Genomic DNA, 13190 nt, shown 5'->3' on the forward strand with positions numbered 1-13190 from the left:
ATCGGTACTGCCGCGGGCGGATTGGGGGTGGAGGCGTCATCCCGTCTCGGCGTCGGGCCCGACGTCGGGCTCGGTGTCCGCGTGGGGGGTGACCTCGCGCGCGGAGTCGGCGGGCGCGTTCTGCGCACGGCTCAGCAGGACGAAGGGCACCGCGACCGCGGAGATGACACCGCTCCAGATCAGCGACGCGCCGTAGCCGCCGACATCCGCCGCCCGTCCGAGCACCGGCTGGAAGACGACCCCGCCCGCCGAGCCCATCAGCGAGTCGAACGAGAGCACCGTGGCGCGCTGCTTCGACGGGATCATGTCGTTGAGGTAGGCCCGATGCACCGGGTCGTCGATCGCCGAGGCGATGCCCCACAGCGCCACCAGCACGACGGCGAACCAGAAGTTGCGCACCAGGCCGAGCCCGAGCAGAACCAGCGCGCTCGACACGGTCGCCAGCAGGATCGCCGAGGTGCGGCGCCGGAAGAGCTTGCGCACCCAGGGCGCCAGGGTGCCGCCGAGGATCGCGGCGCCCGACAGCAGCGCGGCGGCGAGGCCGGCGATGGAGTAGGCGTCCTCGTCGCCCCAGAGCTCGAGCAGATACGGCTGAAGGGCGTAGAACACGTAGATGCCGACCCCGGCGGTGAAGGGGCTCGTGAGCATGAGCCAGCGCACGGGTGGGTCGCCGAGTCCATATCGGACGGATGCCCGCAGAACGCTCCGCGTCGCCTGCAGCGGCTTCTCGCTGCGGTCGGGCGTGAAGCCGAGGTCGTGCATCAGCAGGGCCGCGACCACCAGCATGAGCAGCAGAATGGCGCCACGGATGACGAACGGGACGCCGAGATCGGTCATCTGCGCGACCACGCCGCCCAGCACCGAGCCCGCCAGCATCGCGATGCCGCCGACGATCTGCGCGCGCCCGAATACGGTCTCGAGACTGCCCTCGTAGCCGGTCGCCTTCAAGGCGTCGACCAGCCACGCGTCGACCGCGCCGGAGAAGAAGGTGAAGCCCAGCCCGAGCAGCACCGACACGATCGCCCATGCCCAGAACGGCGATTCCCAGACCCACAGCAGCCAGTAGAGGATCGTGGTCACGGCGAGGGTGACAGTGCCGAGAAGGTACGACGCCCGGCGACCCACGGTGTCGGCGACGACGCCCGTCGGGATCTCGAAGAGGAGCATCCCGGCCGTGAAGAACGCGTTGGCCGAGAAGGCTTCGAGGTTCGACAGGCCGGCGTCGAGCAGGAACAGGGTGTTGACGCCCCAGATGAACGACGCGGCCAGGGTGTTGCCGAGCATCAGCGTGTAGTACGTGCCCTGCACCCGCCTCGGCGTGGGCAGCGCGCGTACGGCACTCGACCTGGACATGGCGCACCGCCTCGGTCACGGCATCATGACGACACAGCGACGGTAGTCCTGTGCCGGCACGGCGTCCAGAGGGGTGGGACAGAGCGCCGGGCGCGGCAGCATCGGCGGCGGGCGTCTGCTTCCGGTCACGACCGCGATGCGGAGACGATCCGGGCCAACCAGAGCGGTTTCCCCGGTCGGCATCCCTCGTTCTCGGCGCCGCAGACGGTCGGCGGTGGGCGGTCGGCGGTCAGCTGTCGACAGCGTCGCGGAGGCGCCGCTATGGTGCGGGTGTGGGTGAGCAGACGATGACGCGCGACCGGCTGACGGCGCTGGCGGCCTGGGCGGTCGGCTTGGCGGCGGGGGCAGCCTGCGCGCTGTGGTGGTACAACTCGCTGTGGGTGCAGAGCGCCGGGAATCCGATGGCTCTCGATGCGAACGAGAACCTGGCGGCGCTGGCCTGGGTGGTGGGCTGGCTGCTGATCGCCTGCGCCGCGTGCCTGTCGGCCGTCGTCCTCGTTCGCGCGATCCGGCGGAGCGCCTCACGACGCCCCATCCTCGACAGCGTGGCCCTCGGGGTGACCCTGCTCCTGCTCGTGGGCGCGGTGATGTCGGCGCCGCTGTGGGGATCCGCGTCCGGCTGACGCCCTTCGGCCACGCGGCGCCCGCTCCGTCCCACGGCGCAGGGGCGGCGTAGGGTGCGGGCATGCGAGAGTTCGGGCCGCTCGCCGACATCGCCGACGACACCTGGGAGCTCGGCGGCGGGGATCCCGCTGCCGTCACCCTCAGTGCGGCCGTGCCCTTCGCCCCGCGCGACGCGACGAAGCAGCTCGACCGGCGCATCGATCACATCCTCGTGAGCAGGGGATCCGGCGTCTCCGCCCGCAGTGCGTTCACTGTGGACGCACCCGTGGGCGGCGTGTATCCGTCGGACCACTTCCCGGTGGTGGCGGATGTCGAGTGGGGGTAGCCCGCCCGTCAGGAATTCGCGAGCGACTTCGCCATGTGGAAGTTTGTCATCTGCACGCCCCCGGTGACGGGGTGCTGCTCGGCGACGACCTGAAACCCGGCTCGCTCGAAGAACGGTCGCGCCGTGATGCTCACGTCAGCGGTGAGCCGGCTGGCGCCGGCGTCTCGCGCTCGTTGTTCCAGAGTGGTCAGGAGCGTTCGAGCCACGCCTCGACGTGCGTGCGTCGGTGAGACGAACATCATGTCGATGTAGCCGGTCTCAGCGACGTCAGAGAAGCCGACGACCTCGCCGCCGATCACAGCGACGTAGGTGTTGCGGCTCTTCCGCGCCGCATCCCATTCGGTGAGGTTCCGGCGATCGGGCCGCGCCCACGCCTGCACCTGTTCTGGCGAATAGTCGGCTGCGGCGGTCTCGGTGATCGCCGCGAGGAAGATCGTCAGGGTTGCCCGCGCGTCCTCGGCTCGGTAGCTGCGGACGCGCGGGCGCGCGGGCTCGAAGTCGTCGCTCATGTCTCCACTGTGTCAGCAACCGCCGGGCGGGCACCCCGGGCTGCGGTTGCCGCCGCGCCCCCGCGCGTCGGTACGCATCGGACCTCACTTCGCTCGGTCTCCGTCGCCACCAGTTCCTCCACATCCGTCCGGTCCGAATCGGCCGCCGGCTCCTGTCGCCGTCGCAGGCTCCTGCGGTCGCTGTCCCAATCGATCGGCGAGCGGACGTAGGGTGTGCGTGTGTCGGTCATGACGACGGTCAGAAGCGCGCTGGGCGCCGCGTTGCTGGTCAACGCCGTGCCGCACGGCGTCAGCGGCGTGCAGGGCAGGCCGTTTCCCAGCCCGTTCGCCGATCCTCCAGGCGTCGGCATGTCGTCGCCGCGCGTGAACGTCGCCTGGAGCGCGGCGAACGCGATCGCCGGCGCACTGCTTCTGCGGCGCGGCATCCGTTCGCGAAGCGAGGCCGTGGCTGCGGCCGCCGGTGCCGTCGCGATGGCCGTTGTGATCTCGTACCACTTCGGCGACGTGATGTCAGGGGGCAGAGGTCTGAGCGGTCTCAGCGCCCCGCGTTCAGGACCCCCGCGCGCGCTGGTGAAGGCGACCGAGCCCATCGCGATGGCGCTCGCCGGACGCCCAGGGGTCCCGCTGTGGGCGCTCATCCACCATCGCGGACGCAAGAGCGGTGCCGACTACGCGACGCCGGTCGCGGTCGTGCCCACCGTCGACCCCGCCGTCGTGCTGATCGGGCTGCCGTGGGGGCCGAAGACCAACTGGGCCCGCAACGTCGTCGCGGCGGGCACGGCCGATCTCACATCGAAGGGCGCCGAGCTGCGCGTCGTCGAACCTCGGATCGTCGAGCCGGGCGAAGCGGCGGCAGTGGCGAAGCCCTTCTTCCGTTTCGTCGTGAAGCGGATGCCGGCGGCCATCGTCCTGCGACGGACCACGGGGTAGCGGTGGTCAGCGGCTCGGGGCCAGGCGAAGCGTCGATGCGGCGGCTTCCGCCGTGACCATGCTGCGGGCGGCGAGCTCCCCGTACTTCGCGCGGTACGCGGCGTCGACGGTCGCCGCCTGCTCATCGCCGACCGCCGTGACAGTCACCTCGAGCGGAGAGTCCTCGACCCGGATGCGCGCGATCCCGGACCTGACCGCGCCGCCGTACCAGCCGGTCTCGCGCCGGTGCCACGTGCGAACGAAGACCTCCGCCCGCGCGACGACGACCCAGATCGGCGTCCAGTGCGTGAGACCACCGTCGCGGCGGGGTGCCGACACCTCGATCTCGATCGCGGTGGCGAGAACCCGCAGCTGCTCCGGCGTCCACACCGAGCCCTCCGGCATCGGTCAGCGCCTCAGCTCGCCGAGCGCGGCGAAACGCGATGCGTTCGAGGTCATGTGCGCCATTCTCGACCGCAGCCCGCGTCATCGCCACACCCGGTCGCAACCCGCATCGGCGGCCTCACTCGCGGCGGCGCGAGCCCCTCCTGCGTGAGTGGCGGGCGCTCACGCGCATCAGTCAGATCGGGGGAGAGGGATCCGTGACGAAGGGGCTCGGTGCGACCATTTCAACCGTCCGGCGCAGCGGCGCCGGCTTGTCCGCCCGCGGCGCGCAGGCTCCTCGCCCTCGACCGCCTCGACGATGCGTTTGACCACCTCACGGCGGACAGGCGTCAGGCGGCTCCGCGCTCGAGGCGCTCGCGCAACCAGTCGCGGGCGGTGGCGAGGAGGTCGCGCGCCATCGGGCTGTCGGACGCCCACGCCTCGAATCCGTGCGGCGCGGCGTTGACCACCTCGACGGTGACGTCGGTGCCCGCCGCACTCAGCCGGTTCGCGTACTCGATGTCTTCGTCGTGGAACAGCTCGATGTCGGACGTGTAGATCCAGGTCGGCGGCATGCCCGCGAGCTCCTCGCGGCGTGCGGCAGCCGCGTACGGCGGGAGCGACTCGGCACCGACGGCCGTGCCGAGATACGACCGCCAGCCGACGAGGTTCGAGCGGTTGCTCCAGATGAAGTGGTTCACGGCGTCGTGATCGCGCTCGGCCGCAGTGCGGTCGTCGAGCATGGGGCAGAACAGCCATTGCGCCGCGACCGCGTCGCCGGCGTCGATCGCGCGCTGCACGAGGCTCGCCGCGAGCCCGCCACCCGCGCTCTGCCCGCCGATCGCCAGCCTCTCGCCGTCGAGACCGAGCACTTCGGCGTGCGCACGGAGCCACTGCCATCCGATGAAGCAGTCGTCGATCGCGGCGGGGAACGGATGCCGCGGCGCAAGCCGATAATCGACAGAGACGATCGTCGTCCCGGTGTCGCGTGCCGTCTCGCCGCAGTGCACGTCGTCCATCGCCGCGGCGCCCAGCACGAGTCCGCCGCCGTGGATCCACAGCAGGCCCGCGCCCGAGGGTCGTGCAGGGATGTAGACGCGCAGCTTCACGCCGTCGTGGCGCAAGGTGCGGCGTTCCACCCCGGCGACGCGCTTGCCGGGGATGAGCGGCGACGCGGCCCCTGCCAGCCACCGCACCACGCTGTTCTCGAGGTTCACCGCGGGGGCCTTCTCGGTCGCGGTCCGCAGTGTCGGGTTCACTGCCGAAATGTCCATGCCTGCTCCGTTCCAGGACGGTCGTCGTCGAGCCGCCGATTCATCGTAGAGCGTCACCGGACACGCGTGTCCTGTACGAGCGGTCTGCCGACTGCACGCCGGACTGGTCTTGCTCCTTGCGCTAGATGATCGACACCGCGCGGAAGACCTCCGGTTCGGCCCGAGCGGGTCGTCTCCGAAAGCGAGTTCCGCTAGCGATTTGTCGTAGTCTCTGCCGCCGTGCCGTCGGCCTCTGTGGCGTTCACCGGCGTTCCGCCTGCGCCACCGTCCTTGGCGCTCGTAGGAACGCTGTCCAGTACGGTTTGAGCCTGGAGGTCGATGAGGCGGGTGAACGCTTCCTGCGAGACACCGAAGACGAGCGCCCACGCCAGAATCGCCTGCTGAGAAGTGAGGGTGAAGCTGTCGACCACGCTGAGCAGCAACAACCCGAGGAACGCTGTCAGCGCTCCGATCGGCAGCTTGATGAGCACCGACCACAGGGGCACGCCGTACGGCGTGCTCGTTCCGCGAAGCCGGCGGATCGCGATCGCGCCCGTGACAGCCGCGCCGAGCAGCCCGAGGAGGGAGACCAGAGCGACGTCGCCTCCCGTCGGCGACGAGAAGCCCGATGGGCAGATGGTATCGGCCGCGTCGCCGCCGTCGGCTCCATCCGGCACAGTCCAGCAGAGGTTCAAAGACGTCGGCCACAGCCAGCCGACGGCCGAGAGCAGCACGGCGCCGACGAAGAGGACGACGGTGGCCGCGATGAGCACGTTCCGGAAGTCGCGCACCTGCCGATGCTTCGCAGCGTTGGCGGAGTATGCGGCGCGGAGGGCGACAGCGGCCTTGACCATCGTTCCCGCGCGCAGCTTCTCCGACTCGGGAGCCGGGAGCGGGTCCTGCAGGCCGACGAGCGAGGTGAGCCGGGAGTCCTTCGGTTTCAGCAGCTGAGCCGCCCGTTCTTGTGCCTCGATGACGAGGCCGGCGTCTTTGGTCGCGTCCGGTGTGAGTTGGACGATCGCCGCTCGCACTTCATGCAGCGCGAGGTTCGCGCTGTCGATGTCGCTGCCGCGCCACATGGTGCGGAACCTCTGTCCACGTGGCGGTGGAGTGCTCGCGACGTCGAAGGCGTACCTGAGTCGCTCGTAGGCATGTTTGAGCTGCTGTCTCGCGGACGCCGTTGATCGTTCACCCAGGCGGATATTCAGGCAATCGAGTTCGGCCTTGAGCTCCCAATAGGTCGCGAGAGCCCGATTTCGCCACGATGCCAAGCGTTTGCGAGGGTTTTCCTGAAGCTGGGCTGTCTCCGGGACATCTATTGCCGGCGTCTTCGACTCCGGCTCCGGCTCCGGCTCCTGGTGTGGTTCCGATTGTGGTTGTGACGATGACTGCGATCGCGGATCTGGCTGTGACGGTGACCGTGAAGCGGACTGTGACTCCCGCGGGGACACAGTAGAGCGGAAGCTCGCGGTTGTCTTGACGACCGACTCGGCTGCTTTGATCGCCGCCTCGACGGAGGCTCCCGCGGCGACGGCGTCAGCAACCAACTTGCCGAAGATATCCACCCAGGATGGCTGGTCGACCGAGGCGTCATCCTTGCTCGCAGTCTCCGCTGCTTCGTTGTCGGCAGCAGCTGCTTCGTCTGGTGAGGTCTGTCCGGTTCCGCCGCCTGTCCCGCCTCCGGCCTCTCGGTTGGCAGAGTTCATGATGCCCCCAGGATCCTCGCTGATGCCGTGCAAAGGGTCACTACTACGCTCCGGGGCAATAATGCTCCGGCCGACGGCGGACCGCCAGTGGCGACGCCGAGCGGCAGAGCGGGTCCGAATGATCGTTCGTCGGGTCCCGCACCGCGCCGTTACGAAGACTGAGAGCGATAGTCCGGTGGCTGATACGACCTGGCTGCGCCTCTCGCCGAGACGGCAGGAATCTCCCCCTACTCCGTCGCGCTCACTTTCCGATCGCCTCGATCGAAGCGTGGAACGTGAGCACGATGTCGTTCGCGATCATCGTGACGGCGGCCACTTTCGGTTTCGGCCGGGTCGTGCACGCCGGCGCCGAGGGTGCGCACCGCGGGCTGTCCTGCCAAGGTTCGGATCTTTCCGGCCACTCCGCGCCCAGGCACGGCGATCGTCGTCGCGCGGGCACTCGCACGGGTGAGACTTCTGTGAGGCCCGGCCGCAAAGGAAGCTCCATGATCACCGTTCACCTTCGCTACGAGATCGATCCCGACAAGCTCGACGACTTCACCGAGTACGGCCGTGCGTGGATCCGACTCGTCGACAAACTCGGCGGCACGCACCACGGCTACTTCATGCCGAGCGAAGGCGACAGCGACGAGGCGTTCGCCCTGTTCAGCTTTCCCTCGCTGGCCGAATATGAGGTGTACCGCAACGCCTCGAAGACGGACCCCGAGTGTCAGGAGGCGTTCGAGCTCGCGCGCACGACGGGTTGCATCCGCCGCTACGAGCGCCGTTTCCTCTCACCCGTGTTCTCGTAGGGCGCTCGCGGGCGGTCGACGCGAGCGCTCTCGCAGCGCAGGTGCGAATGTGCTTCTACAACGCCCGGGCCGACCGGTGCGTCGAAGACCCTCGACGAGACGGCTCAGTCGCGCGAAGTCGCGTTCACGCTTCCGGAGCGCTCCTGTCCGCTCAGGCGAGCGATGGCGGCCATCATGCGCTCGGTGATCTCGCGGCGGGCCTTGCCGTCCGGCACGCCGTCGAGGTCGGCGAGGTCGAGCGGCTCGCCGAAGCGAACCTCCAAGCGCGGCCTTCCCGGCAGCAGGTGGCTCAGCGGCTTGACGGTGCCGGTCCCGATCAGTCCGACGGGCACGACCGCGGCGCCCGTGTCACGGGCCATCCAGGCTGCGCCACCGTGGCCCTCGTGCAGCTTCCCGTCGCGTGAGCGGGATCCCTCAGGGAATACCGCGAACACGCTCCCGGCCCGCAGGATGCTGCTGCCCGCATCGAGGGCGTCGCGGGCGTCGCGACCGGTCGCGCGGTACACCGGCACACCGCCGATCGACGTGAAGAACCAGCGCTTGACGCGTCCCAGCACCCCGGAGCCCGTGAAGTATGACGACTTGATGAGGAACTGCACGGGGCGGGATGCGGATGTCGGGATGATCACCGTGTCGAGCGAAGCGAGGTGGTTGCTCGCCAGCAGCACCGGGCCGCGCTCCGGCACGTTGCCCCGACCGACGATTCGTGGGCGGTACATCACCCAGAACAACGGGCGCAGAACCACCCGCCCGAGGAAGTAGACGGCACCCGGCCGCGGCGCAGGAGCAGGAGTCGGCCGAGCAGGTGCTGTCACCTCGCCACCCTACCCGTCGCGACCGAGTGCGATCCCCACCCGCGGAACGGACGAACGGGGCGGCCGCTCAACGACCGCTCGGGCGCCAAGACCGGACTGGCATCACTGACCTCCGGCGTCACGGTGCTGCTGACGCTCCTGTTCCTGGCGCGACGACATGTCCGCACCGTCGACGACCCGAGCCTGTCGTTCGATCACCCGCTCGAGCGGGCGCTTCGACTACTCGTCGTTCGCGTATTCCTCGATCCATTCGACGGCGTCCTCCGCGAGGTACCGGGCGCCCGGTTCGTCGTCGGCGTCTTCGTCGTCGTCGAGCTCGCCGGCCGCGTCGGCGACCGACTCCGAGTCCGCCGCCCACACGTCGTCGGCGTTCGCGGCGTCGGCCACGTCATCGATCTCGGAGGCGATGTCCGCAGGGACGGCGTCGCCGTTGTTGGCGATCAGCCAGTCGCGGGTCTCCCCGGTCAGCTGCATCCAGATGTCATCGATGCCCATGGGGGCAGTGTCCCACTCGGTGCCGTGGCCGTCGACAGGCTGGCCGGTGACCCCAACCCGGCCATCGGGTGAACGGGCGGCGATCGGCTGCTGCGGCTCCGTCCCGCGCGTCGAGCGCGCAACGCGGCGTACCGGTCGGTCACCTCCGCCCGGGATAATGCGTGCATGGTGGCACCGGAGGTGTCGCGGAGGGAGCTGAGGGGATGGATGGCGTACCGGTGGAGGGCCTGCGGGAGTACATCGAGCACCTGCGTCAGCAGGGCTACTCGGTGCGCGACGGGCATACGGCCGACCCCGACCTGATCGACCCGCACGGCAACCCCGTCTACACGTGGCAGGAGGGCTACCCGTATGCGGAGTTGATGGACCGCGACGAGTACGAGTTCCAGAAGTACCGACTGCAGATCGAGCTGCTGAAGTTCCAATACTGGCTGGAAGACAACGGCCGGCGGGCCATCATCCTGTTCGAGGGGCGGGATGCCGCGGGCAAGGGTGGCACCATCAAGCGATTCACCGAGCACCTCAACCCGCGCACGGCGCGAGTGGTGGCGCTGAGCAAGCCGACGGAGCGGGAACTCGGGCAGTGGTACTTCCAGCGCTACGTCGAGCACCTGCCGACGGCGGGGGAGATCGTGATGTTCGACCGGTCCTGGTACAACCGGGCCGGCGTCGAGCGCGTGATGGGCTTCTGCACCGACGAGGAGTACGAGCAGTTCATGGTGCAGGCCCCGCATTTCGAACGGATGCTGGTGGATTCGGGCATCCACGTCACCAAGTTCTGGTTCTCGGTGTCCCGCACCGAGCAGCGCACCCGGTTCGCGATCCGGCAACTCGACCCGGTCCGGCGGTGGAAGCTGTCGCCGATGGACCTGGCGTCTCTGGACCGGTGGGAGGACTACACCCGCGCGAAGGAGGAGATGTTCCGTCGCACCGACAAGAAGCACGGCCCCTGGATCATCGTGCGTTCCAACGACAAGAAGCGCGCGCGCCTCAACGCGATGCGGTTCTTCCTGCGGCAGTTCGACTACGACGGACGCGACGACCGCGTCATCGGCACCCCCGACCCGCGGCTGGTCATGCGCGGCATCCGCGAAACCGCCGACGAATAGCCGCACCCGTCCGAGCGGCCGCCCGCAGCCGGCCCGCTGTGCCGGAGTCGCCCGGCTCGCGGGCGCGTTCGAGGTCGTCAGCGAACGGCGGCGGCAGTCGCCGGACGCGTCTTCCCGTCCGCGAACCGGGCATGGGCGCGCTCGTGGTTCCGGCCCACGGGAACGAGTTCGGTCGCCTTCGGCAGTCCCATCGGCTTCGTCGAGACGAAGACGCTCTCTGCGCGCTCGACGAGATACGTCTCGTGCCAGATCCCGACAGCTCCGGGCACACGCCGGGCCGCCCTGTTGAACGCGGCCCACGCGGGGCGGTGCTCCTGCGCCGGGTTCGACGCGTACGCGTACAGTTTCTCGACCGACGACCAGTACTGCACGACGTACGGCCCGCCCGAGCCGAACAGCAGCTGGTAGCCGAGCAGTCCCGAATCTGCGTCGAGGCTCAGCTCCTTGAGCATGCGCGGCATCGCGGCGAACGCCGGCCACCACAGGTCGGGACGCCACCATCGGTTGATCTGCATGCCGATGTGGAACACCACGAGTTCACCGTCGTATCGATGGGTCATGCGCCCCGCCATGATCTTGGTCATCGTTCGTCTCCCGTTGGATAGTAGTAGTATCTATTTTGGATAGCAGTACTATCGACGTCAAGAGGTGACCATGCGAATCTCCGAGCTGTCGACCGCCACCGGCGTCCCCATCGCGACGATCAAGTACTACCTGCGAGAGGGACTGCTTCCCGAGGGCGAGCGCACAGCCGCCACGCAGGCGACCTATTCCGAGCGGCACGCCCGGCGCCTCCGCGTCATCCGCGCGCTGATCGACGCCGGCGTGAGCCTCGCTGAGGTCCGCCGAGTGCTCGATGCCCTCGACGATCCACCGGAGAGCCCGCACGAACTGCTCGGCGCCGCCCACGCTGCGGTCACGCCCAGTGCGGCGGGTGACCTCGACACCGCTGCGGCGGAGCAGTTGATCCGAAGGATCGGCTGGCAGCCCGGAACGTGCGACGACGATGTGGTCGCCGCCGTCGCGCGCGCGCTCGAGGGGATCGCGCGGGCGGGGTTCGAGATTCCGGATGCCGTCATGTCGGCCTATCTCGAATCGGTGCGTCGCATCGCGCGTGCCGAGATCGCAGGCGTCCCGACGGAGTCGCCGGAAGCGGCCGTGCGGTACGTCGTTCTCGGCTCGGTTCTGATCGAGCCGCTCCTCCTCGCTCTTCGCCGGGTGGCGGAGCAGGTCGCGTCAGCGGAGCGGTTCGGTGGTCGTCCGCCGATCGCGGGCCGCCACTGATCTCGATGGAGAGACGGATGGCGGATGCCGCAACCCGCCGAGGATCGCGAGAGCTTCCCCTCAAGCTCTGAGCCCCGACCACCAGCGTGCCTCGGGACTCCGCTCAGGCACGCTCCCAGGGCGCCGACCGACGCACTTCAGCCAGCAGGGCGGGCGGGCGGGTTCCTCTGTTCACTCGCTCGAATCGCTTCGGCCGTCGTGCGTCCCGCCGAGGCCCAGCTGCCGAGGAGCAGCAGCGCCTCATGGTCGGGTGAGCCGGGCTCGGCCGTCAGCACCGTCAGCTGGGTACCGGCGTGCCCCACGAGGTCGAGGCCGTTGAAGTGAAGGGCGAGGTCGCCGACCGCGTGGTGATGGAATCGCTTCACGCCGGATTGGTGCTCCCACACGTCATGCCGGCCCCACAGCGTTCGGAAGTGGTCGCTGCGGGTGGAGAGCTCCCCGACGAGGTCGTGCAGTGGCTTGCTGTGCGGGTCGCGCCCGGCCTCCGTGCGCAACTGGGCCACGTTGATCCCGGCGATCTGCTCCCAGTCGGGGTAGAACCGGCGGGCCACCGGCTCCAGGAAGATGAACCGCGCGAAGTTCGGGGGAGTGGTCGTCGCGGTGGTGAGCATCTCGTCCATCAGCGCGGCGGCGAGCGGGTTCCACGCGAGCAGATCCGTGCGGCCGTTGCCGATCATGGCGACGGCGGACGGCATCGCGTCGAGGAACCACTGGATGCTCGGCGACGGCCGCCAGGGCTGAGCCGGCTGCCCGGCTCGGCGGCTCGGGGCAGCGGCGCCGGCGGCTTGATGCGCGAGGCGGTACAGGTACTCGCGCTCGGCGTCGTCCATCTGCAGGGCCCTGGCCACCCCGTCCAGCACCGCCTCAGAGGCGCCGGCGATCGCCCCTCGCTCGAGGCGGGCGTAGTACTCGACGCTGACACCGGCCAGCGCGGCAGCCTCGCCGCGACGCAGACCGGGCACACGGCGGTCCGCGCCGCGTGCGAAACCCACGTCCTCCGGCTCCACCCGTGCACGTCGCGACATCAGGAAGTCGCGGACCTCGGAACGGTTGTCCATGCACACAGGCTAGGTCGGCCCGCCACCGCGCTGGGATCCCCTGCCAGGGCACGTCAAGGCCGGGACTCCCACGCGAATGCGAGAAGTCGTTGGCTGATGACATGCCACAGCTCTCGCTCCACCGGCTGGCGCCGCAAGCGCTGCTCAACAACATCGTTGCCGCGCTACTGCTCCTGACGGCACCCGCGCTCGCCCACGGCAGCCCGGCGCCTCCATCGCGGGCCGGTGTCGCCGTCGACAGCTCGCCAAACGCCGCGCACTTCGGCGCGCGACTGCCGCTCACCCTGACATTCCACGACCGGATGGGCACCGCCGTCTTCGCGGACCTGTCGAGGCCCATCGACACCACGCGTGCCCCGTCGATGGACGAGTACCGGGCCGGCGACGTGGCCTACGTCGCGGCAGAGCAGCGCATCGTCGTCTTCCTCACGAACGGCTCAGCCGTCCCGGATCACGGCCTCACCCTGCTCGGCCGCCTCGAACGGGGCCTGGACGAGCTCATCGGCTGCCGAGAGGACTGCCTCGTCGAACTCAGCGTCGCCTCGACCAGCTCAGACACCAGAGGATGAGAGCGG

The 13190-nt window shown here is 69.4% G+C and carries 16 protein-coding genes; 7 read left to right on the top strand and 9 right to left on the bottom strand.

Features of this window, described 5'->3' with window-relative positions:
* Nucleotides 1–36 precede the first annotated feature (36 nt).
* Nucleotides 37–1353, bottom strand: coding sequence for an MFS transporter (locus IM770_RS06715; RefSeq protein ID WP_203580348.1), 1317 nt, complete (start codon nucleotides 1351–1353; stop codon nucleotides 37–39).
* A 272-nt stretch (nucleotides 1354–1625) separates the two neighbouring features.
* Between IM770_RS06715 and IM770_RS06720 the strand changes: the two genes are divergently transcribed.
* Both IM770_RS06720 and IM770_RS06725 read left to right on the top strand, forming a co-directional pair.
* Entirely contained in the window at nucleotides 1626–1976 is a 351-nt protein-coding gene (locus tag IM770_RS06720) for a hypothetical protein (protein ID WP_203580349.1), read from the top strand.
* Between the two features lie 62 nt (nucleotides 1977–2038).
* The gene (locus tag IM770_RS06725) at nucleotides 2039–2302 is read left to right on the top strand and encodes a hypothetical protein (RefSeq protein WP_203580350.1); all 264 of its coding nucleotides are present in this window, start codon (nucleotides 2039–2041) and stop codon (nucleotides 2300–2302) included.
* 8 nt (nucleotides 2303–2310) lie between these two features.
* On the opposite strand, the gene IM770_RS06730 is transcribed toward IM770_RS06725, so the two are convergent.
* Nucleotides 2311–2811 carry a GNAT family N-acetyltransferase gene (locus tag IM770_RS06730; RefSeq protein ID WP_203580351.1) on the bottom strand — a complete coding sequence of 167 codons (501 nt, stop codon included), beginning with the start codon at nucleotides 2809–2811 and terminating at the stop codon, nucleotides 2311–2313.
* A 228-nt stretch (nucleotides 2812–3039) separates the two neighbouring features.
* Here IM770_RS06730 and IM770_RS06735 point away from each other — a divergent pair, with 228 nt between their 5' ends.
* Entirely contained in the window at nucleotides 3040–3741 is a 702-nt protein-coding gene (locus IM770_RS06735) for a nitroreductase family deazaflavin-dependent oxidoreductase (RefSeq protein WP_203580352.1), read from the top strand.
* A gap of 6 nt (nucleotides 3742–3747) precedes the next feature.
* Here IM770_RS06735 and IM770_RS06740 read toward each other — a convergent pair whose 3' ends face one another.
* From IM770_RS06740 to IM770_RS06750, 3 genes are all read right to left on the bottom strand, one after another.
* Complete coding sequence (locus tag IM770_RS06740; RefSeq protein ID WP_203580353.1) at nucleotides 3748–4125, bottom strand: DUF2255 family protein; 378 nt, start codon at nucleotides 4123–4125, stop codon at nucleotides 3748–3750.
* 329 nt (nucleotides 4126–4454) lie between these two features.
* Nucleotides 4455–5378, bottom strand: a complete 924-nt coding sequence (locus IM770_RS06745) for an alpha/beta hydrolase (protein WP_203580354.1) — start codon at nucleotides 5376–5378, stop codon at nucleotides 4455–4457.
* Nucleotides 5379–5569: 191 nt separating this feature from the next.
* Entirely contained in the window at nucleotides 5570–7063 is a 1494-nt protein-coding gene (locus IM770_RS06750; protein WP_203580355.1) for a hypothetical protein, read from the bottom strand.
* A gap of 284 nt (nucleotides 7064–7347) precedes the next feature.
* On the opposite strand from IM770_RS06750, the gene IM770_RS18265 reads away from it, so the two are divergent.
* Nucleotides 7348–7854 carry an NIPSNAP family protein gene (locus tag IM770_RS18265; RefSeq protein ID WP_239065806.1) on the top strand — a complete coding sequence of 169 codons (507 nt, stop codon included), beginning with the start codon at nucleotides 7348–7350 and terminating at the stop codon, nucleotides 7852–7854.
* Nucleotides 7855–7958: 104 nt separating this feature from the next.
* On the opposite strand, the gene IM770_RS06760 is transcribed toward IM770_RS18265, so the two are convergent.
* Both IM770_RS06760 and IM770_RS06765 read right to left on the bottom strand, forming a co-directional pair.
* The gene (locus IM770_RS06760; protein ID WP_307785387.1) at nucleotides 7959–8669 is read right to left on the bottom strand and encodes a lysophospholipid acyltransferase family protein; all 711 of its coding nucleotides are present in this window, start codon (nucleotides 8667–8669) and stop codon (nucleotides 7959–7961) included.
* Nucleotides 8670–8888: 219 nt separating this feature from the next.
* Complete coding sequence (locus IM770_RS06765; RefSeq protein ID WP_203580356.1) at nucleotides 8889–9164, bottom strand: hypothetical protein; 276 nt, start codon at nucleotides 9162–9164, stop codon at nucleotides 8889–8891.
* 203 nt (nucleotides 9165–9367) lie between these two features.
* Here IM770_RS06765 and ppk2 point away from each other — a divergent pair, with 203 nt between their 5' ends.
* On the top strand, nucleotides 9368–10273 hold the full coding sequence (gene ppk2, locus IM770_RS06770; RefSeq protein ID WP_203580357.1) for a polyphosphate kinase 2: 906 nt from the start codon (nucleotides 9368–9370) through the stop codon (nucleotides 10271–10273).
* A gap of 77 nt (nucleotides 10274–10350) precedes the next feature.
* Here ppk2 and IM770_RS06775 read toward each other — a convergent pair whose 3' ends face one another.
* Nucleotides 10351–10857: a DUF4188 domain-containing protein gene (locus tag IM770_RS06775; protein WP_203580358.1), complete on the bottom strand. Its 507-nt coding sequence runs from the start codon at nucleotides 10855–10857 to the stop codon at nucleotides 10351–10353.
* A gap of 70 nt (nucleotides 10858–10927) precedes the next feature.
* Between IM770_RS06775 and IM770_RS06780 the strand changes: the two genes are divergently transcribed.
* Complete coding sequence (locus tag IM770_RS06780) at nucleotides 10928–11557, top strand: MerR family transcriptional regulator (RefSeq protein ID WP_203580359.1); 630 nt, start codon at nucleotides 10928–10930, stop codon at nucleotides 11555–11557.
* Between the two features lie 137 nt (nucleotides 11558–11694).
* On the opposite strand, the gene IM770_RS06785 is transcribed toward IM770_RS06780, so the two are convergent.
* Complete coding sequence (locus IM770_RS06785; RefSeq protein WP_203580360.1) at nucleotides 11695–12615, bottom strand: helix-turn-helix transcriptional regulator; 921 nt, start codon at nucleotides 12613–12615, stop codon at nucleotides 11695–11697.
* Between the two features lie 101 nt (nucleotides 12616–12716).
* Between IM770_RS06785 and IM770_RS06790 the strand changes: the two genes are divergently transcribed.
* The gene (locus tag IM770_RS06790; protein WP_203580361.1) at nucleotides 12717–13184 is read left to right on the top strand and encodes a cyclophilin-like fold protein; all 468 of its coding nucleotides are present in this window, start codon (nucleotides 12717–12719) and stop codon (nucleotides 13182–13184) included.
* The last annotated feature ends 6 nt before the right edge of the window (nucleotides 13185–13190 follow it).

The sequence above is a fragment of the Microbacterium hibisci genome, assembly GCF_015278255.1.
Taxonomy (GTDB): domain Bacteria; phylum Actinomycetota; class Actinomycetes; order Actinomycetales; family Microbacteriaceae; genus Microbacterium; species Microbacterium hibisci.

What these genes read in the sequence shown, in the direction of transcription:
- IM770_RS06715 (WP_203580348.1), bottom strand. Translation starts at nt 1,353, where the DNA reads ATGTCCAGGTCGAGTGCCGTACGCGCGCTGCCCACGCCGAGGCGGGTG.
- IM770_RS06750 (WP_203580355.1), bottom strand. Translation starts at nt 7,063, where the DNA reads ATGAACTCTGCCAACCGAGAGGCCGGAGGCGGGACAGGCGGCGGAACC.
- IM770_RS06735 (WP_203580352.1), top strand. Translation starts at nt 3,040, where the DNA reads ATGACGACGGTCAGAAGCGCGCTGGGCGCCGCGTTGCTGGTCAACGCC.
- IM770_RS06785 (WP_203580360.1), bottom strand. Translation starts at nt 12,615, where the DNA reads ATGGACAACCGTTCCGAGGTCCGCGACTTCCTGATGTCGCGACGTGCA.
- IM770_RS18265 (WP_239065806.1), top strand. Translation starts at nt 7,348, where the DNA reads ATGTCGTTCGCGATCATCGTGACGGCGGCCACTTTCGGTTTCGGCCGG.
- IM770_RS06765 (WP_203580356.1), bottom strand. Translation starts at nt 9,164, where the DNA reads ATGGGCATCGATGACATCTGGATGCAGCTGACCGGGGAGACCCGCGAC.
- IM770_RS06790 (WP_203580361.1), top strand. Translation starts at nt 12,717, where the DNA reads ATGCCACAGCTCTCGCTCCACCGGCTGGCGCCGCAAGCGCTGCTCAAC.
- IM770_RS06730 (WP_203580351.1), bottom strand. Translation starts at nt 2,811, where the DNA reads ATGAGCGACGACTTCGAGCCCGCGCGCCCGCGCGTCCGCAGCTACCGA.
- IM770_RS06780 (WP_203580359.1), top strand. Translation starts at nt 10,928, where the DNA reads ATGCGAATCTCCGAGCTGTCGACCGCCACCGGCGTCCCCATCGCGACG.
- IM770_RS06775 (WP_203580358.1), bottom strand. Translation starts at nt 10,857, where the DNA reads ATGACCAAGATCATGGCGGGGCGCATGACCCATCGATACGACGGTGAA.
- IM770_RS06745 (WP_203580354.1), bottom strand. Translation starts at nt 5,378, where the DNA reads ATGGACATTTCGGCAGTGAACCCGACACTGCGGACCGCGACCGAGAAG.
- IM770_RS06740 (WP_203580353.1), bottom strand. Translation starts at nt 4,125, where the DNA reads ATGCCGGAGGGCTCGGTGTGGACGCCGGAGCAGCTGCGGGTTCTCGCC.
- ppk2 (WP_203580357.1), top strand. Translation starts at nt 9,368, where the DNA reads ATGGATGGCGTACCGGTGGAGGGCCTGCGGGAGTACATCGAGCACCTG.
- IM770_RS06725 (WP_203580350.1), top strand. Translation starts at nt 2,039, where the DNA reads ATGCGAGAGTTCGGGCCGCTCGCCGACATCGCCGACGACACCTGGGAG.